This is a genomic window from Pseudomonas sp. NBRC 111133 (assembly GCF_001320605.1).
Lineage (GTDB): Bacteria > Pseudomonadota > Gammaproteobacteria > Pseudomonadales > Pseudomonadaceae > Aquipseudomonas > Aquipseudomonas monteilii.
In genome coordinates this window covers 1-18,817 of sequence record NZ_BCBJ01000119.1, presented here as the reverse complement: position 1 = coordinate 18,817, position 18,817 = coordinate 1, and the positions used below count along the sequence as shown (strand labels likewise).

17 protein-coding genes are annotated in these 18,817 nt (G+C 62.3%); 6 read left to right on the top strand and 11 right to left on the bottom strand.

Annotated features, from left to right (window positions below; translation table 11 throughout):
* Window positions 1-19 precede the first annotated feature (19 nt).
* Together nudE and cysQ are read left to right on the top strand one after the other, a co-directional pair.
* Window positions 20-586, top strand: coding sequence for an ADP compounds hydrolase NudE (nudE, locus tag APH36_RS26210; RefSeq protein ID WP_060501240.1), 567 nt, complete (start codon window positions 20-22; stop codon window positions 584-586).
* Window positions 583-1,410 (top strand): 3'(2'),5'-bisphosphate nucleotidase CysQ, encoded by an 828-nt coding sequence (gene cysQ, locus APH36_RS26205; RefSeq protein ID WP_060501237.1) that lies wholly within the window; start codon window positions 583-585, stop codon window positions 1,408-1,410. Before nudE ends, cysQ begins: the two co-directional genes overlap by 4 nt.
* Here cysQ and APH36_RS26200 read toward each other — a convergent pair.
* From APH36_RS26200 to rfbC, 4 genes are read right to left on the bottom strand one after another with little or no spacing between them, the layout of a single operon-like run.
* Window positions 1,399-1,854: a YiiD C-terminal domain-containing protein gene (locus APH36_RS26200; RefSeq protein WP_060501235.1), complete on the bottom strand. Its 456-nt coding sequence runs from the start codon at window positions 1,852-1,854 to the stop codon at window positions 1,399-1,401. The two genes, cysQ and APH36_RS26200, sit on opposite strands and share 12 nt — an antisense overlap.
* A complete protein-coding gene (locus tag APH36_RS26195) occupies window positions 1,854-3,260 on the bottom strand; it encodes a sigma-54 dependent transcriptional regulator (protein ID WP_060501234.1) in 1,407 nt (468 codons plus the stop codon). The genes APH36_RS26200 and APH36_RS26195 overlap by 1 nt, the downstream gene beginning before the upstream one ends.
* Window positions 3,257-5,071 carry an ATP-binding protein gene (locus tag APH36_RS26190; protein WP_060501232.1) on the bottom strand — a complete coding sequence of 605 codons (1,815 nt, stop codon included), beginning with the start codon at window positions 5,069-5,071 and terminating at the stop codon, window positions 3,257-3,259. Before APH36_RS26190 ends, APH36_RS26195 begins: the two co-directional genes overlap by 4 nt.
* 42 nt (window positions 5,072-5,113) lie before the next feature.
* Complete coding sequence (gene rfbC / locus APH36_RS26185; protein WP_060501231.1) at window positions 5,114-5,659, bottom strand: dTDP-4-dehydrorhamnose 3,5-epimerase; 546 nt, start codon at window positions 5,657-5,659, stop codon at window positions 5,114-5,116.
* Between the two features lie 278 nt (window positions 5,660-5,937).
* Here rfbC and aguA point away from each other — a divergent pair, with 278 nt between their 5' ends.
* Window positions 5,938-7,044, top strand: coding sequence for an agmatine deiminase (gene aguA / locus APH36_RS26180; RefSeq protein WP_060501229.1), 1,107 nt, complete (start codon window positions 5,938-5,940; stop codon window positions 7,042-7,044).
* Window positions 7,045-7,227: 183 nt separating this feature from the next.
* Window positions 7,228-7,425: a hypothetical protein gene (locus APH36_RS26175; RefSeq protein WP_060501227.1), complete on the top strand. Its 198-nt coding sequence runs from the start codon at window positions 7,228-7,230 to the stop codon at window positions 7,423-7,425.
* Between the two features lie 71 nt (window positions 7,426-7,496).
* Here the strand turns inward: APH36_RS26175 and APH36_RS26170 are convergent, their stop codons facing one another.
* Complete coding sequence (locus tag APH36_RS26170) at window positions 7,497-9,572, bottom strand: TonB-dependent siderophore receptor (RefSeq protein WP_060501225.1); 2,076 nt, start codon at window positions 9,570-9,572, stop codon at window positions 7,497-7,499.
* A gap of 475 nt (window positions 9,573-10,047) precedes the next feature.
* On the opposite strand from APH36_RS26170, the gene APH36_RS26165 reads away from it, so the two are divergent.
* The gene (locus tag APH36_RS26165) at window positions 10,048-11,367 is read left to right on the top strand and encodes an OprD family porin (protein ID WP_060501223.1); all 1,320 of its coding nucleotides are present in this window, start codon (window positions 10,048-10,050) and stop codon (window positions 11,365-11,367) included.
* A 30-nt stretch (window positions 11,368-11,397) separates the two neighbouring features.
* Here the strand turns inward: APH36_RS26165 and APH36_RS26160 are convergent, their stop codons facing one another.
* The 3 genes from APH36_RS26160 to APH36_RS26150 all read right to left on the bottom strand — a co-directional run bounded on the left by APH36_RS26160 (window position 11,398) and on the right by APH36_RS26150 (window position 15,294).
* Window positions 11,398-13,065 (bottom strand): FMN-binding glutamate synthase family protein, encoded by a 1,668-nt coding sequence (locus APH36_RS26160; protein ID WP_060501221.1) that lies wholly within the window; start codon window positions 13,063-13,065, stop codon window positions 11,398-11,400.
* A gap of 137 nt (window positions 13,066-13,202) precedes the next feature.
* The gene (locus APH36_RS26155; protein WP_060501219.1) at window positions 13,203-14,570 is read right to left on the bottom strand and encodes an ATP-binding protein; all 1,368 of its coding nucleotides are present in this window, start codon (window positions 14,568-14,570) and stop codon (window positions 13,203-13,205) included.
* Between the two features lies 1 nt (window position 14,571).
* The gene (locus APH36_RS26150) at window positions 14,572-15,294 is read right to left on the bottom strand and encodes a response regulator (protein ID WP_060501217.1); all 723 of its coding nucleotides are present in this window, start codon (window positions 15,292-15,294) and stop codon (window positions 14,572-14,574) included.
* Between the two features lie 140 nt (window positions 15,295-15,434).
* Between APH36_RS26150 and APH36_RS26145 the strand changes: the two genes are divergently transcribed.
* A complete protein-coding gene (locus tag APH36_RS26145; RefSeq protein ID WP_060501215.1) occupies window positions 15,435-17,732 on the top strand; it encodes a TonB-dependent siderophore receptor in 2,298 nt (765 codons plus the stop codon).
* 37 nt (window positions 17,733-17,769) lie between these two features.
* Here the strand turns inward: APH36_RS26145 and APH36_RS26140 are convergent, their stop codons facing one another.
* The 3 genes from APH36_RS26140 to APH36_RS32190 all read right to left on the bottom strand — a co-directional run.
* Window positions 17,770-18,117 (bottom strand): type II toxin-antitoxin system RelE/ParE family toxin, encoded by a 348-nt coding sequence (locus APH36_RS26140; protein ID WP_060501213.1) that lies wholly within the window; start codon window positions 18,115-18,117, stop codon window positions 17,770-17,772.
* A gap of 10 nt (window positions 18,118-18,127) precedes the next feature.
* Window positions 18,128-18,376: a type II toxin-antitoxin system Phd/YefM family antitoxin gene (locus APH36_RS26135; protein WP_025754068.1), complete on the bottom strand. Its 249-nt coding sequence runs from the start codon at window positions 18,374-18,376 to the stop codon at window positions 18,128-18,130.
* Window positions 18,377-18,512: 136 nt separating this feature from the next.
* Window positions 18,513-18,817: hypothetical protein (locus APH36_RS32190; RefSeq protein WP_218187332.1), on the bottom strand; the 305-nt coding region annotated here is incomplete at its 5' end.

Genomic DNA, 18,817 nt, shown 5'->3' with positions numbered 1-18,817 from the left:
CACGCCAAGGAGCCGCCCCATGCGCCAGAAACCCACCGTCCTCAGCCGCGAAATCGTCGCCAGCAGCCGCCTGTTTCGCGTCGAAGCCGTGCAATTGCGCTTCAGCAATGGCAACGAACGTACCTACGAGCGTTTGGTGGGTCGGGGTAACGGCTATGGTGCGGTGATGATCGTGGCCATGCTCGACGCCGAGCACGCTGTGCTGGTGGAGGAATACTGCGGTGGCACCGATGAGTACGAGCTGTCGTTGCCCAAAGGCCTGATCGAACCGGGCGAAGACGTGCTGGCGGCCGCCGACCGGGAGCTCAAGGAAGAAGCCGGTTTTGGCGCGCGTCAGCTGGAGCACCTGACCGAGCTGTCGCTGTCGCCGGGCTACATGAGCCAGAAGATCCAGGTGGTGTTGGCCAGCGACCTGTACGAAGAACGCCTGGAAGGCGACGAGCCGGAGCCGATGCGGGTCGACAAGGTCAACCTGCGTGAGCTGTCGGCATTGGCCATGCACCCGCAGTTCACCGAAGGACGCGCCTTGGCGGCGCTGTACCTGGCGCGTGACCTGCTGATCCAGCGGGGGCTGCTGGAGCTATGAACGACCTGCAACTGATGCATGAAGTGGTCAAGCTGGCGCTGACGGCGGGCGAGGCGATCCTGCCGTTCTGGCGTGCCGATGTGGCGGTTACCAACAAGGCTGATGACTCGCCGGTAACCGCCGCCGATCTGGCAGCGCACCGGGTAATTGCCGATGGCCTGTTGGCGCTGGCCCCGCACATTCCGGTGTTGTCCGAAGAAGACTGCAATATTCCGCTGGCCGAGCGCCAGGGCTGGAGCCGCTGGTGGCTGGTCGACCCGCTGGATGGCACCAAGGAATTCATTGCGGGCAGTGAGGAATTTACGGTCAACATCGCCCTGGTTGAAAACGGCGAGGTGGTGTTTGGCGTGGTGTCGATGCCGACCAATGGGCGCTGCTACTTTGGTGGGCGCGGGTTTGGGGCTTGGCGTGCGGAGGCCAGTGAGGCAGCACAGCCGATCCAGGTGCGTAACGCACCCGCTGTGGGCGAGCGTTTCACCGTGGTTGCCAGCCGTCGGCACTCCAGCCCGGAGCAGGAGGCGCTGTTGGCCGGGCTGGGGGCTGCGGTGGGCGAGCTGGAGCTGACCAATATTGGCAGTTCGCTGAAGTTTTGCCTGTTGGCTGAGGGTAGTGCCGATTGTTATCCACGCCTGGCGCCGACTTCGCAGTGGGATACTGCTGCGGCACAAGGCGTGCTGGAAGGGGCCGGGGGCGATGTGATTGGCCTTGACGGTAAGCCGTTTCGCTACCCGGCGCGTGAGTCCCTGCTCAACCCCTTCTTCCTGGCCTTGCCTGGCGCTGCCAGCTGGCGCCAGGCGCTGATTCAGCTTGCCTCAGCGATGTAACACGTACTGCCCGTTGAACCTGACTGCGGGCTCGTCACTCCCGACATTGCTCACCGTGGTCTCCAGCGTCAACCGCGCCCGCCCGCGACGCTGGTACATATTCACGAACCGCTCCCAGGTTTTCTCATCCGGCGCCGCGCAGCGCGCTACCGCTGCACCGGTAACCGGCAGCGGGTAACTGATCTGCCCCTCCTGGATGACGATATGCCCGTCATCGATCCCCAGCTCACGCAGACGTAGGTGCAGCCAGCCCCAACCCACCAGCACTGCTGCGCAGTACAAACTGCCGCCGAACATGGTGCTCTTGTGGTTGACGTTGGCCGCCAGTGGCAATTGCAGGCGCAGGGTGTGCTGCTGCCAGTCGAGTACTTCAAGCCCCATTTCGCGGGTCAGGGGGATGTCGCTGTGCAGGACGGATTGCAGGTATTGGCTATCGGTGTTCATCAACGGTTGTCCTCATGGTCGTCATGCCCGCCGCTGCCGCCGTCAAAGCTCAAGCCGTGCTTGCGCAGCTTGTCGTGCAGGGTCTTGCGGGGGATGCCCAGCGCCTCGGCCAGGCTGCGCATGGAGCTGTGTGGCTGGGCCAGTTCGGCAGCGATCAGCGAGCGTTCGAACTGCTCGACCTGCTCGCTCAGGTTGCCAATCAGCACGGGCGCTGCAGGTACCGCTGCCGGTGGCGCCTGACCGTCCAGGGCCAGTTCCAGGCCAAGGGCGAAGCGTTCGGCCGCGTTCTGCAGCTCGCGTACATTGCCTGGCCAGTCGTGGCGCAGCAGCACGGCGCGCTGGGCCGGTTGCAGGGTGTGCGGTGGCAGGCCATGACGCTGGCTGGCAGCGTCGGCGAAGTGCTGGAACAGCACCAGAATGTCGTCGCCGCGTTCGCGCAACGGTGGAATACGCAGCGGTGCCACGTTCAGGCGGTAGTACAGGTCAGCGCGGAAGCGGCCTTGGTCGGCAGACTGGCGCAGGTCTTCCTTGGTCGCGGCGATGATGCGGATGTCCAGCGGGATCAACTGGTTGCCGCCCAGGCGTTCGACTACCCGCTCTTGCAGCATGCGCAGCAGCTTTACCTGCACATCCAGGCTCATGCTCTCGATTTCGTCGAGGAACAGCGTGCCGCCGTTGGCAAACTCGAACTTGCCGATGCGGCGCTTCTGCGCGCCGGTGAACGCACCGGGCTCATGGCCGAACAGTTCGCTCTCGACCACCGACTCGGCCAGCGCGCCGGCATTGATTGCCACGAACGGCCCCTCGCGGCGGCTGGACAGATCGTGCAGGGCGCGGGCCACTACCTCCTTGCCGGCGCCGGTTTCACCCAGAATCAGCACATCGGCGCGGGTACCGGCCAAGGCGCCGATCTGTTCACGCAGGCGCAGCATGGACGGTGAATGGCCTACCAGTCGGGTGGCCAGTTGCTGGCGGTCGCTCAGCGCCAGGCGCAGGCTGCGGTTGTCCAGCACCAGGCGGCGCAGGGCCAGGGCGCGGCGCACGCTGTCGAGCAGGGCATCTGTGGCAAAGGGTTTTTCCAGAAAGTCATAAGCCCCGGCTCGCATTGCCTGCACCGCCAGCGGCACATCGCCGTGGCCGGTAATCAGCAGCACCGGTAGCTCACTGTCGCGGCCATGCAATTGCTCCAGCAGTTGCAAGCCATCGATGCCGGGCATGCGAATGTCGCTGACCACCACGCCGGGCCAATCGGCCTCGATACGGTCGGCCAGGCCTTGGGCATCGGCCAGGGCGACCACCTTGAGGCCGGCCAGGTCCAGGGTCTGGCTCAGTGCCTGGCGCAGGTGCGGGTCATCGTCGACCAGGATGACCTGGGCTCGGCTGTCGATCAGTGTCTCGGTGGTCATGCCGAGGGGTCCTCCGAATTAGGCAAAGTAGCGCCAGGTGCGGCCACGCGCAGCTGCAAGGTCAGCAGCGCGCCCCCTTCCGGGTGGTTGGCCAGCAGCAGTTCACCGCCCAGTGCACGCATCAGGCTTTCGCAGATGGCCAGACCCAGGCCCAGGCCCTGGGTGCGGGTCTTGGTGGTGAAGAATGGCTCCTTGGCGTGCTCCAGGGCCTGGCGGCTGAAGCCGGGGCCGTTGTCGCGGATGTACAGGTAGACGCAGTCATCACGTTGCTCGGCACTTAGCCACAAGCGGCGCGGGTTGGCTTTTTCGGTCAGGGCGTCGAGTGCGTTGGCGAGCAGGTTGCCCAATACCTGGCGCAGGCGGGTTTCGCCGGCTTGTACCCACAAGGTGGCCTCGGGTAGGTCGCGGATCAGCTCCACGGCCATGGCCCGGCGGCGCTTGGCCAGCAGCGCCAGGGCATCGTCCAGGGCAGGCTGCAGGGCTACGCTCTCCGGGGCGTGCCGGTCGCGGCGGGCGAAGGCGCGCAGGTGGGCAATGATCGAGGCCATACGCCCGGTCAGTTCGCCAATCAGCTTGAGGTTGCCGCGGGCGTCTTCGGTGCGTTGGTGGTCGAGCAGGATCTCGGCGTTTTCCGCGTAACTGCGGATGGCCGCCAGTGGCTGGTTCAGCTCATGGCTGATGCTGGCCGACATGGTGCCGAGAACCGACAGCTTGCCGGCCTGCACCAGTTCGTCCTGGGCACGCACCGCTTCCTGCTGAGCGTTCTCGCGCTCCAGCACGGCGCTTTTGAGGCGGGAGTTGAGGCCTTCGAGGTCGGCCGTACGTTCGGCCACACGCTTTTCCAGCTGCTGGCGGCCACGGGCCTCGAAGTCGATACGGTCGATGTAGTGGCGGCGCCGCTGCATCACCAGCCCGGCCAACAGCATCACCACCAGCAGGGTGCCTGCGCCGATGGCCATTACCGTCTGTACCGAACGGTCGACCAGTAGGCGAGGGGCGAGAATGCTCACTTGCCAACCGGTTTCCTTGATATCGCGGGTCTGGGTGATCCAGGCATCCGGGTTGAGCATCAGGGGTTGCGGTGCCTGGGTTGGGTAGGGCTGGATGGCGATGATGGCCTGGCGTTCGGCTTCGGTCAGCACACGGGTAGCGCGGAAGCGCCAGTCAGGCCGCGAGGTGAGGATGACCACGCCATTGTGGTCGGTCAGCAACAGCTGCTCGGGGGTACGGCCCCAGAGGGTCTCGGTGTGGTCGAGGTCAACCTTCACCACCAGCACGCCAACGACACGCTCACGGTCGCGCACGGCGGCGGCAAAGAAGTAGCCGCGCTTGGCCGAGGTGGTGCCCTGGCCGAAAAAGCGGCCCAGGTGGCCGGCCATGGCTTCGTTGAAGTAGGGGCGGAAGGCGAAATTGCGGCCGACGAAGCTGTCGTGCTTGTCCCAGTTGGACGCGGCCAGGGTGTTGCCGCTGATGTCCATCAGGTACATCACCTCGGCGCCTGTCTGCTGCACGATGTCTTTTAGCAGGCGGTTGGCGTTGGTTACTGCTTCCAGGCGGAACGGGTCGGCCAGTACACCCCGCAGCGCCGGCAGGTCGCCAAGGATTTGTGGCAGGGTTTCATAACGGTGCAGGGTGCCGAGCAGGTTGGCGACGTACAGGTCGAGGGTCTGGCGGTTCTGCGAGGCCAGTTCATCCTGGTAGTAACGCTCGGCCAGGTGGTGCAGAGGCCACAGGAGCGGGGCCAGGCAAAGGGCCAACAGGGCCAGGCTGCGCCAGCGGGGACGGCGTGGGGGCGTGGGTTTTGCAATCATCACGTAAATGCGCCAGAAAAGTCTGGCGCAATTATGCGCTAGTTAAGGCAGCAGTTCCGACTCTGAGAGTGGCAGCCCTAGCTTGTCCTTGTCTGATAGCACCGGGGGTTGCTGCAGCCCCCAGTTGATTGCCAGTTGGGGGTCGTCCCAGCGGATGCAGCGGTCGGCGTCCGGGTTGTAGTAGTCGGTGGTCTTGTAGAGAAACTCGGCCGACTCGCTCATGACTGCAAAGCCATGGGCGAAGCCAGGTGGAATCCACAGTTGACGGTGATTGTCGGCCGACAGATGCACGGCGACCCATTGGCCGAACGTTGGCGAGCTTTTGCGTACGTCCACGGCGATATCGCGGATTTCCCCCTGCACCACGCGCACCAGTTTGCCTTGGGTGTTTTTCACCTGGTAATGCAGCCCGCGCAGTACACCCTTGATGGAGCGTGAGTGGTTGTCCTGGACGAATTCGGCATTCACGCCGGTTTGCCGTGCGAACTCACGCGCGTTGAATGCTTCGAAGAAAAAACCACGGCTGTCACCGAAAACCTTCGGCTCGATAATCAGTACTTCAGGTATTGCAGTAGGAATGATGTTCATAGTGGCTCGCTGGCCCGTTGCCCAAGTATTGACCCTAGTCGGCCCCGCTGGAATTTTCCGCTGGGAGCTGTAACAGGATGCATAAGGTGTGGCTATGGTAGACGTCAGACTGTTATCGGCACCAGACAAGGGCAGATTAGGCTCGATTGTTATCGGTACAAGTTTGTCGTTTTAGCGGAAAAGTCCCGACTGACGGGCTTTAAATGTCGATATATATCGGTTATAAATTCACAAACGCCCCAGCACAGTCCGGCTCAGGGCCATCACAGAGGTCACCCATGAAAACCCTCAACACCACGCCCCGTGCCGATGGTTTCCACATGCCCGCCGAGTGGGCCCCGCAAACCCAGGTGTGGATGGTCTGGCCGGAGCGCCCCGACAACTGGCGCCTGGGGGGTAAGCCTGCCCAGGCAGCCCACGTCACCTTGGCCAAGGCCATTGCCCGCTTCGAGCCTGTGACCGTCGCAGCCTCTGCCGGCCAGTACGAAAATGCCCGCCGCCAGCTCGACCAGCCGAACATTCGCGTAGTCGAAATCAGCAACGATGACGCCTGGGTGCGTGATACCGGCCCGACCTTCGTCATCAACGACCAGGGTGAAGTGCGTGGTGTGGACTGGGGCTTCAATGCCTGGGGCGGCTTCGATGGCGGCCTGTATGCACCCTGGAACCGCGACGAGGAACTGGCCGCCAAAGTGCTGGAAATGGAGCGCTGCCAGCGCTACCACACCGAAGGCTTCGTGCTTGAGGGCGGCTCGATTCACGTGGACGGTGAAGGCACCGTGATCACCACCGAGGAATGCCTGCTCAACCGTAACCGCAACCCGCATCTGAACCGCGAGCAGATCGAAGCGGTGTTGCGCGACCAGCTGGCGGTCGACACTGTGGTGTGGCTGCCGGATGGCCTCTACAACGACGAAACCGACGGCCACGTCGACAACTTCTGCTGTTACGTGCGCCCAGGCGAAGTGTTACTGGCCTGGACCGATGATTCCAACGACCCCAATTATGTGCGCTGCCACGCTGCCATGGAGGTGTTGAAGAACACCCGCGACGCCAAGGGCCGTGAGTTCATCGTGCATAAAATGCCGATTCCGGGCCCGCTGTTCGCCACGGCTGAAGAGTGTGCCGGTGTCGATCATGTGGCCGGTAGCCAGGAGCGTGACCCGTCGGTGCGCCTGGCCGGTTCGTACGTGAACTTCCTGATCGTCAACGGCGGCATCATTGCGCCAAGCTTCGATGACCCGGCAGATGCCGAAGCCAGAGCGATCCTGGCGAAGATCTTCCCCGACCACGAGGTGGTGATGATCCCTGGCCGTGAACTGTTGCTGGGCGGTGGCAACATTCACTGCCTGACCCAGCAGCAGCCGGCGCCGGTCAAGCGCTGAGCGCGTGGTGAATGAAGAGGCCCGTCATGTGACGGGCCTTTTTTTTCGGGCGATGGCCGGAGGCCTGGGTGGCATACGTTTTGTATTGTTTTTCAGATAGATAGCTCGGCCAGGCCGCGCTCTCGGATCTGTAACAATACCTACGTAAATTTGCCGCTCACGGGCCAGGGAGTACGTGTAGAAATGAACGCAGCAAGTGAGTCGGCATTGCGCCCATCGGCAGTGAATCACCAATCGCTCAAGCTGGTTGCGAAGTGGTTGAAGCACCATGGAAGCAACAAGGTCAGGACGACCGACCCACAGCGGCTGCTTGCAGGGCGCTACCCCCAGGGGCTGATCAGCGATGCAGAGATGCAGGCGTTGATGGGGGTGTGGCACTGATCGAATCGATATTACCTGTACCGGCCTCTTCGCGGGCATGCCCGCGAAGAGGCCGGTACAGGCAATAGAGATCAGAAGCTGTAGCTACCCGTCACCACCAGGCTGCGAGGATCTCCCACCATGATCTGCGCAGCACTGGTCGCCGAACTGTAGTAAGTCTTATCGGCAATGTTGCTCAACGCCGCCCGCACATCCCAGTCATGGGTGCGGTACCCCGCCAGTGCATCCCAGCGGCCATACCCCGGCAACACCGTGGTGTTCTGGTTGTCCGCGTAACGCTCGCCCACCAGCGTCAGGCCGGTTTCGGCATACCAGCCCAGCTCCGGTTTCCAGGTGATGAACAGGCTGCCATTGCGCTTGGCCACATCGTTGATGCGGTTGCCTTCCTGGCCGTTGTTGTCCTTGACAATGATGGCGTCCTGCAGGCCGATGCCGCCGCGTACATACCAGTTGCCGACGATGTTGCCGGTGGCAGTCAGCTCGATGCCGCGTGAACGCTGCAAGCCGCTGAGCAGGATGTTGTTAGGGTTTTCCGGATCACGGGTGCGGCGGTTGTACAGTTCCAGTTCGTAGACGGCCAGGGTGGTGGTCAGGCGTTGGTCGAGCCAGTCGCTTTTCACCCCGATTTCTTTCTGGCGAGTCTCTTCCGGCTTGGCGTCGTTGCCGTTGCCCGGCGCATCCGGGGTGATGCCGATCAGGCCGCCGCCCACTGGCGAGAAGGTTTTGCTCCACGAAGCGTAGAACGAATGGTCACGCCATGGCGTGTAGACCACGCCCAGGCGCGGGCTGGTACCGTTGCTGTCCTGCGGTTCGCTTATGCCGTCCTTGTTGGTGGTTTTCACGTCGAACTGGTCGAAGCGCACGCCAGCCAGGATTTGCCATTGATCGCTCAGGCGGATCTGGTCTTGCAGGTAAAGGCCGCGGCTGTCGACCACAGTGTGGTTGTCACTCGACAGCAACAGCTTGCCATTGTGCTGCTGGTTGCTGCTGGGTTTGCCCAAACCCGGAAGCGACTGACTGCCGGCGGTATACAGCACCGGGTCACGCTTCTGGTTACCGATCTCCAGGCCCAGCAGCAGCTTGTGCTCCAGGCCCAACGTATCGAAATCGCCCTCAGCCTCCAGATTGTTGAACAGGTTGCGGGTGTTCAGGTCCTGCTGCCAGCGCTGGCGGGTCAGGACATTGGTGCCGGCGTTGTAGCCCGTGACATAGGTGTTGTCGAACTCACTGTCGAGCTTGAACAGGCCCAAGGTATGGCGCAGCTGCCAGGTTTCGTTCAGCTGGTAGTTCAGGCGTGAGCGCAGGGACTGGGCGCGGTCATCGATGTAGTCGCGCTGGTCGCCGTAGGTGGTACCACGGCTGACGTCGGCCGGGCGACCGTTGACCCCGGGGATCCCGCGGTCCGGGGTGCGGTTGTAGCGGCTGTATTCATACTGCACCAGCCAGTTCAGGTCGGGGTTGATCTGCCAGCTGATCGACGGGGCGAACAACTGGCGGCTGCCGTCGATCCCGTCTCGGAAGCTGTTGTTGTCCTGGTTGCCCATGTTCAGGCGCAGGCTGACGGTGTCGCTGGGGTCGGCGCTGAGGTCGGCATACAGGCTGCGCAGGTCTTCGCTGCCAGCTTGTGCCTCGATGGTCGAGCGGCGGCCTGGTTCCGGTGCCTTGCTGACCCGGTTGACGATGCCCCCTTGGCTGCCACGGCCATATAGCACTGCCGCTGGCCCTTTCAGAACCTCGACTCGCTCGATGTTGTGCAGGTCGCGGATGTACTGGCTGTCGTCGCGAATGCCATCCAGGTAGAAGTCGTTGCTGGCTTCGAAGCCACGAATGCGCACGCTGTCGAAACGGGTGTCGGCGCCACTGCTGACGTTGGGGATGCCTTCCAGCGCCTTGCCCAGGGTGTTGCTGCCGTAGTCCAGCACGTTGGCGGTTTTCACCGTGTCGATCGCCTGAGGCACGTAACGCACGGGCGTGGAGGTGCGGGTGGCGGTGCTCACCTCTTTGACACGCGGGTTGTCCTTCTCGCGCTCGCTGTCGGCGGTAACCGACGACTCCGGCAGCGTGGTGGTGGCGGCACTTGCCAGGCTGGCGCTGAACAGCAGCGACAGGCCAAGCGTGAGGGGGGAAAGGCGGCAGGGTACAAGCATGGGCACATCCGGACCGGGCAGGTGAAAAAGAGGTGCGAATGGTAATGCTTGCTATTTGCTCTTGCTTGGGTATTTGTAAAGGCTTGTCTTTACATATGTGTCTGTTTGTAACAGGCTTCGCCGCCATGCGATTTGCGGCTTGCGGGAATTTGTCCGATCGATCAAAAGGCAATTTCCGGCACAAGATAAATTGCCCACTGATAGCGCAAGCAGGCGTGAAAATGCACCAGACCTACCGGTCATTTTGGTTATATCAACCTGCATTTCACGACTTTTTGACATTTGTAATCGCACACGGCTAGGATTCGGCCAACGCCTGCTGGCCATGATCTTGGCCAAGCTGCTGCCAAGGGCCGCCGTGTACGTACCGGCAGGCCCACCAGGCTGGATCCGCATAGCGTCGAACCTACGAAGGGGCGTTGGTTCCTGGCGTCATAGTGCAGAGCGTTTTTGATTAAGAAATAAGGAAAACAACATGTTGAAAACCAGGATCAGCCTGGTCGCCCTGGCAATGATCGCCGCGACCCAGGCACAGGCCAATGACCAGGCCGACAGCAAGGGCTTCATCGAGGACAGCCACGCCAACGTCCTTCTGCGCAACGCCTACATCAACCGTGACAAGAAGCACGGCACCGACGACCAGATCGAATGGGGCCAGGCGTTCATCGGCACCTTCAACTCCGGTTTCACCCAAGGCACCGTTGGGGTGGGCGTCGATGCATTCGGCCTGTACGCTGTTCGCCTTGATGGCGGCAAAGGCCACAACGGTGGCGGCGGCGTCGACTTCTTCAAGCCGCACGAAACCACCAACGCCGAAGGCAACGCCAGCTCGCCGCACAACCTGGCCCGCGCCGGTGCAGCAGTGAAGTTCCGCATCTCCAACACCGTGCTGAAGTACGGTGACCAGATGCCAGCACTGCCAGTGCTGCAATACGACGATGCGCGTCTGCTGCCAGAAAGCTACACCGGTACCCTGATCACTTCCAAAGAGATCCAGGGCCTGGAACTGAACGCCGGTCGCTTCACCCAGGAAGCGCGCAAAAGTGCCGAGGGCCGCGATAGTGGCGGTCTGAAGTCGATCAACGTCTTCGGTGGTAGCTACAAGTTCACCGACAACTTCACCGCTTCGCTGTACACCGCCGACACCGAAGACGTGATGAAGAAGCACTACCTGGGCTTGAACTACGTCTTCCCGATTGCCAGCGACCAGTCCCTGACCCTGGACTTCAACGGCTACAAGTCGGACATCGACAAGCAATACGTCCAGGCTGCTGGCCTGAACGGCGACTCCAACACCATCTGGAGCCTGGCTGCGACTTACGCGTACGGTGCGCACTCGTTCACCCTCGCCCACCAGCGCAGCACCGGCAGCACCGGTTACAACTACGGCTTCTACCAGAACGCTGGTGGCGTGGGTGACGGTGGTTCGACCATCTACCTGGCCAACTCGTACTGGTCCGACTTCAACGCCGAAGACGAGCGCTCCTGGCAGCTGGGCTACGGCCTGGACTTCGGTGCCTACGGCATCCCGGGCCTGACCTACAAGCTGGCCTACGTGGTGGGTGACAACATCAACACCCGCAACGTCGCCAACCCGCAGGGCTTCGGCGAAGGTAAAGAGCGCGAGATCTTCAACCAGATCCGTTACGTGGTGCAGGACGGCCCGGCCAAAGACCTGTCCATCAAGCTGCGTAGCTCGTTCCTGCGTACCAACAATGCCGTGCAGCAGAACGGTTACAACGACGACGGCAACGAAGTCCGCGTATTCGTCGAGTACCCGATCAGCATCTTCTGATCCTGATCTGATGTATCGAACAGCCCTGGCTTATGCCGGGGCTGTTTCTTTTCGGCGCGCGGCTTTTGCCCCAGCGGGCATCAGTTCTCCTGCTTCCGGCGCAAAACTGTCGCTGCGCGCCATCCGCCACATGCGCGCATAAAACTCGCTTTCAATCGAACCACTGAGCAGTTCGCCTGGCTTGAGGAACGTATGCAGGTCCGAAAACAGCCCTATTTCGCTAGGGCTGATGCGCCGGGCCAGGTGCTTGGGCTTAAGCTCCGAAGGGTGCTCCAGCCCTGCAGCTGCCAGCATTTCGGCCAGTGCATGCAGTGTGTTGCGGTGGAAGCTGGCTACCCGCTCGGCCTTGTCTGGCACCACCAGGGCACGCTGGCGCAGCGGGTCTTGCGTGGCTACACCGGTCGGGCATTTGTTGGTGTGGCAGCTCTGCGACTGGATGCAACCAATGGCGAACATGAAGCCGCGTGCCGAATTGACCCAGTCCGCGCCGATGGCTAGCACGCTGGCGATATCGAAGGCACTGACGATCTTGCCCGCCGCACCAATGCGAATGCTGGAGCGCAGGTTCAGGCCGACCAAGGTGTTGTGCACGAACATCAGGCCTTCACGCATGGGCACGCCGATGTTGTCACTGAACTCGCGGGGTGCCGCGCCGGTACCGCCTTCCTTGCCATCCACGACGATGAAGTCCGGGGTGATACCGGTGGCCAGCATGGCCTTGGCGATACCCATGAATTCCCACGGGTGGCCCAGGCAAAACTTGAAGCCAACGGGTTTGCCACCCGACAGCTCACGCAGGCTGGCAACGAACTGCAGCAATTCCACTGGTGTGCGGAAGGCGCTGTGCGCTGCCGGCGAGATGCAGTCCTCGCCTACGCGCACACCACGGGTTTCGGCAATTTCGGGGCTGACCTTGTGCCCTGGCAAAATGCCGCCGTGGCCCGGTTTGGCACCTTGGCTGAGCTTGATCTCGATCATCTTCACCTGCGGCGAGCGGGCCTGCTCGGCGAAGCGTCGAGGGTCGAAGCGGCCGTCCTCGGTGCGGCAACCGAAGTAGCCGCTGCCGACCTCCCAGATCAGGTCACCGCCATGTTCGCGGTGGTACGGGCTGATGCTGCCTTCGCCGGTGTCATGGGCAAAACGGCCCATGCGCGCACCCCGGTTCAGGGCGGCGATGGCGTTGGCGCTGAGTGCGCCGAAGCTCATGGCCGAGATGTTGAAGATCGAGGCCGAGTAAGGCAGGCGGCATTGCGGCCCGCCAATGGCGATGCGGAACGATGCCGGGTCTGGCGTAGCCACTGGCAGCATGGAATGGCTGATGAACTCGAAGCCGGGCTTGTAGGCGTCGTTGAGCGTGCCGAAGGCTTTCTCGGCGCTTTCGTTCTTGGCGCGGGCGTACACCAGCGAGCGTTGCGAACGGGAGAACGGCAGCTTGTCGTCGTCACCCTCGATCAGGTACTGGCGGATTTCCGGGCGGATGGTTTCGATCAGGTAACGGATGTTGCCCAGAATCGGGTAGTTGCGGCGCACGGCGTGGTGGCTTTGGCGCAGGTCGTTCAGCCCGACCAGGCTGAGCAGGGCGGTGATCAGCGTTAGTGGCCAGAGCCAGGCATGCTGGGACAGCAGTGGCAGGCTGGCGAAGCTGAACAACAGGCAGATGGCAAGGCAGGCGTAGCGGCTGGGCAGAGAGTGTTTCATGGGTCCATCGCAGGCAGGATGACCGGGCATAGGATAGGCAAAGGCGGGCAGGGGAAAACCTGGGTAATCGGTAAAAGACTGTTACCTGATTGCGTATTCCAGAGCGCTCGCGGTCCCCTGTAGGACCGCGTCTGCCTTCAGATGGGCAGCAGTATGCTGACCCGCAACCCACCGCCTTCACGATTTGCCAGCATCAGCTCCCCCCCATGGCTGCTGGCAATCCGTTGAGCGATGCTCAACCCCAACCCATACCCACCGTAAGCCTGGTTACGCGACCCTTCACCGCGCACGAACGGGTCGGTGATGGTCGCTAGCAGCGCTGGCGCTATCCCTGGCCCACGGTCATCGATATGGATGAACACCCCCGTGGTAGCCCGTTCCAGTGTGACCGAAACGTCCCTGGCGTATCGCAACGCATTCACCAGCAGGTTTTGCAGGCAGCGCTGCAGCAGCAGGGCATCGAGCTGTGAATGACCCGCTTGGCCATGCACCGGTAGCGGTTCTTCAGGGGTAGCCAGTTCAGCGCACTGGCGTGTCACCAGCCGGTCCAGGTCCACTTGCTGCAGGTTCAACTGCTCACCTGCGCGCAGGTAGTCGAGCACCTGGCCGATCATGTCGTCCATCTGCGTAATGTTCTGCCGCAGACGCTGTCGGTGCTCATCGTCAGGCAGGCGCTCCAGGCGCAGGCGCATGCGGGTCAGCGGGGTACGCAGGTCGTGAGACACGGCGGCCAGGAAGTAGGCCTTGTCGTTGACCATGGCAATCAGGCGTTGCTGCATGGCATTGAAGGCCTGGGCAGCCTGGCGCACTTCCTCCGGGCCATCCAGTGCCAAAGGCGCTTGCTCAAGGTTGCTACCCAGGCCACGTGCGGCATCGGCCAAGCGCCGCAAGGGGCGCAAGCACAGGCGTACGGCTATCAGGCACACCAGCAGCACCGCGACGATGCGCAGTGCATACACCCGCAACAGGTAATCGCTGATCAACACCCAGGCCGACTCGCCGCTCCAGCCTTGCAGTTCCTGGCCGTCGATGGTCAGCCAATGGCCATCGGCCAACGGCACCGCGAACTGGATATGCGCCTGGGCCGTGCGCAGACCGAACAGGCTGCGCCAGACGATTGGTTGGCCCAGCTCATCGGTTAGCTGCACCTTTATCAGGCGCACGTCCTGGGCATGCCCCAGTTCGTATTTGAGGGCCTGATGCAGCAACAGCTCGACACGCCTGCGCCCTCGACGTTCGTCATGCGTTGGTGTGGGCGAGGTTTCGGCGCAACGCAGGTGGTAGTGGGCGGGTACCTGCAACGTGCCAGCGTGGCAGTCGGCCTGGGCAATGAGCGGTGCACTGCGTGCAGCGATCAGCCGAATGGGGGCTTCGAGTACCTGCGCGAAACGCACATCGAACCAGATGCTGCTCGACATCAACTGGATCACCAACGTACCGCTGACCATGATCAGCAGCAGTTGGCCAAACAAGGTACGTGGCCACAGGCGGCGAAGCCAGCGCATCTCAGGCATCCGCCACGTTACTGGCGATGCTCAGCAGGTAGCCTTCATTGCGGATGGTGAGTATTTGCGCGGCACCTGCCGGCGCGCGGCGCAGGTGCTGGCGCAGGCGGCTGACGCACATGTCCACCGAACGGTCATCGGGCAGGTGGTCGCGGCCGAACGCACTGCGGGTCAGCTGATCGCGCGAAACGACCCGGTTGTTGGCTTCCAGCAGTTCGCGCAGCACGCGGTAGTCGGAGCGCGGCAGGGTCAGGGTTTCGCCATCGGGGCGGGTGAGCAGGCGCTTCACATGTTCCAGGCGGAAGCCCGCGAACACTTGGGCATCCACCACGGCAGGCTCTTCGACAGAGGGCTCCAGCCGTTGCGGGCGCCGCAGCACGGCCTTGATCCGGGCGATCAACTCACGGGGCTCGAAAGGCTTGGCCAGGTAGTCGTCGGCGCCTACTTCCAGGCCGATGATGCGGTCCAGCGTGCTGCCCTTGGCCGACAGCATGATGACTGCCAGCCCCGGCGTCGCTTGCAGTTGGCGGCACAGGCTGAGGCCATCTTCGCCCGGCAGCATCAAGTCTAGCACCACCAGCTCCACCTTGTGCCGGGCCAGCTGGTCGCGCATTTGCTGGCCGTCGGCAGCGGCCAGCACGTTGTAGCCGGCATCTGTCAGGTAGTCACAAAGAAGTTCGCGGATCTCGTCGTCATCGTCGACAACCAGCAGGGTCGTGCTCATGCGGAAAAACACCTGTTTGGTGAGGGCCGGTGGCGCTCGTTACGTTCAATTACATCCCCGTACATGTCGGGTCTGGAGCCCGGAGGGCCGATCCCTAGAATCCTAACAAAAAATCATCTGCAAATACGAAGCCTTCCCAAATGAATCCCATGAGCATCCCGCAATCCTTCACCCCTATCAGCCGAAGCGGCAACCGCATCAAGCCGCTGGCCTTCTTCGTCGCCGTCGCCATTAGCGGTGGTGCCATGGCGGCCGACAGTAAACCCCTGGAACTGGACGCCACGCAGATCGAAGACAGCGCCCTGCTGCCCGCCGACGATGCCGGCCAGTTGGGTTACACGGTCGAAAGCACCCGCAGCTCTACCGGCCTGGCGCTGACGCCACGGCAGACGCCGCAGTCGGTCACCACCATCACCCGCCAGCAGATGGATGACCGCGACATCCACACCATCGAGCAAGCGCTGGAAACCACGCCGGGTGTAACGGCCAACAAGTCCGAAGTGGGTGGGCGTACCGACTACCGTGCCCGTGGTTACTCGATCAGCAACTGGAAGGTGGATGGCCTGCAGACCCAGGGCGGCTCCGACTTCAGCGGCAGCGGCAACGCGCTGAACATGGACCTGTACGAGCGCATCGACATCGTGCGCGGCGCCAACGGCCTGCTGGGCGGCACCGGCGACCCTTCGGCCACCGTCAACCTGATCCGCAAGGCCCCCACCAAAACTTTCGGCGGCAGCGCCTACGCCACCTACGGCAGTTGGGACAAACGCCGCCTGGGCGCCGACCTGAACCTGCCGCTGTCCGAGGATGGCCGCCTGCGTTCGCGCTTTGTCATGACCCAGCAGGACGCCAATTCGTTCCGCGACAACCAGTCCGAGCGTTCCCGCGCCGCGCTGGCCAACTTCGAATTCGACCTGGACGACGCCACCACCCTCGGTGCCGGCTACCAGTACGAGTACAACAAGGTGGTGGGCGGCGGCTGGGGCGCGAACATCCCGATCTGGTACCGCGACGGCAGCAAGACTGACCTGCCACGCAGCACCAACGTGGTACCCAGCTGGAGCTTTGGCGAGTACACCACGCGCACCGCGTTCGGCTCGCTGGAACACCGCTTCGACAACGACTGGACGCTGGACCTGAAAGCCGCCCAGGCCACTACCGAAGCCCTGAACCACCGTGGCCTGGCCAAGGTCAACTCGGCCGGGCGCGGCACCTATGGCGGCTACTGGGACCAGGACGGCAGCGGCGCAGTACTCAACGGCCTGCACAGCTCCAGCGACACCACCCAACAGTCGGCCCAGATCGACCTGTCCGGCCCGTTCGAGCTGTTCGGCCGCACCCACCAGGCGATGGTCGGCTACAACGACAGCCGCACCGTGGGCTGGTCGCCGGAGTACACCTGCACCATGGTTGGCGACGGCATGGCCAGCGCGCCTGCATTGGGTTGCCAGTTCCGCGCCAACAACGGCTTCCCGCTGACCGACTGGCGTAACGGCGTGGACGACGACTACGACATCATCGCCTCACGCACCGGCCGCCACAGCAAAACCACCACCCGCTTGCAGGGCATGTACGCCGCCACCCGCCTGAGCATCACTGACCCGTTGTCGGTGATCGTCGGCGTGCGCACCAGCAACTACTCCTCTGTCACCCGCAGCGTGGCCGGTGCACGCAGTAGCCAGGAAGAAAACGGCATCGTCACCCCCTACCTGGGGGCGGTATACGACCTGAACGACAACTACTCGCTGTACGCCAGCTACACCGACATCTTCACGCCGCAGACGTCTGAAACCAGCAGCGGCAGTAAGGTGGAGCCGATTCGTGGTCAAAGCTACGAAACCGGTATCAAGGGTGAGTGGTTCGACGGCCGCCTGAACGCCTCGGCGGCGTACTTCCGCACCAAGCAGGAAAACAAAGCGGTGCTGGACGGCGACCTGACCACCCCGACCGGTGGCAACGCCTACAAGGCCGGCTCCGGCCAGGAAACCGACGGTATCGACCTGGAAGTCGCGGGCGCCCTGACTCCGAACTGGAACGTGTATGCCGGCTACACCTACCTGCACTTCCGCCGCGTTGACAGTGACGGCCGCAGCGACCCGTCGCACCTGTTCAAGGCCTCGACCACCTACCGCCTCAGCGGCCCGCTCGACCGCCTGACCCTGGGTGCCGGTGTGACCGCGCAAACCAACATCCGCGCCATCTCCAGCCCGGCAGGGCAGCCCACCAATGGCGTGAGCAACGGTACCGCCGACGTGAACTGGTCGGGTTATGCCATCTGGAATGCCATGGCCAAGTACCAGCTGACTGACGACACCAGTGTCAGCGTTAATGCCAACAACCTGTTCGACAAGCACTACTACACCCAGTACGGGTTCTATGCGGGGGCGATTTATGGTGACCCGCGTAACCTTTCGCTGACCGTTAGTACGGCGTTCTGATCAACACCGCCTGGGGCTGCCTTGCAGCCCCAATTCATCAAGGTAATGGGTAAATCAGGCAATACCGAATCAATGCCTGTTCAACACTCTGCTTTTGCCTGAGAACCAACCCCACGGCAATGGCATTGTCGGTTTCGATCACTTCGTAGAACACCCTGTACCCGTCGACATTCAGCTCACGATACTGCATGACACCCAGCCCGCTCGCTTGTGGGCTGACCGGGTAACCCACGGGCGCGGCAGCCAGCCGGTGCTCAATGGTGTCGACCAGTGTGGTGATTTTCTCAAGTGCCGCTGCGGTACCGTGATAGACGGCCAGATGGTGGACTTGATCTTCGATGCTCTGAGAGGCGGAATGGGTGAAGCGTATGGTCGGCTTACTCATGCGCTACCCATTACTCCTCAGAAAATTTCTTGAGAAGGCGAGTCTTGAGGTCTTCGGCCGAGCTGTGTTTGCCCTGAGCATACTCACGGGAACCGATGGCGAGCAGTTTCACCAAGGCTATGGCTTCATCCCGTTGCTTGCGATCCGCGTAGGACTCGACCACATAGGCAGGCACACCGTTCTGTGTCACGACCATGGGTTCTTCCAGGTCCAGGTCAGCAGCATGGCGTTTCAGGTAGCTGATCGTTTCTACTCGCATTGGACTGGCTCCATGTTCAGTGGAAGCCATTTTAGACCGAATATGGACCATAAAAAGACCGTCTGTCATGTGGTGGTTAGTTTCATCACTTTGCGACTGTCCGAACCTTCGCAGACCAGTTCCACAGAATGTGTGGTCAGGTTTGCGCCTTTGCCTTGTTGCTTGGCAGCGCAAGCTGCGTAGAGATGCCGATTGCAGGCGTGGTGAATGGCCTCACACAAAGCGACCAGGCATAAAAAACCCGCTCAATTTGTGCATAACTGCCGGAGCAGTCATAGGCATGGCGGGTGTGTTGTGTGAGAGCTTCTGTGATGTATAAGGCATTCGCAAGGGTTCCGGCGGGGTTCATCGGGGTCTTGAGGGTAGATAGCATGTGCCCCGATTTGCCTGGCGACGAAGGCGTGTCTGTTTTTTGAGCTGCGTTGTTGCCTAGAAAATGTG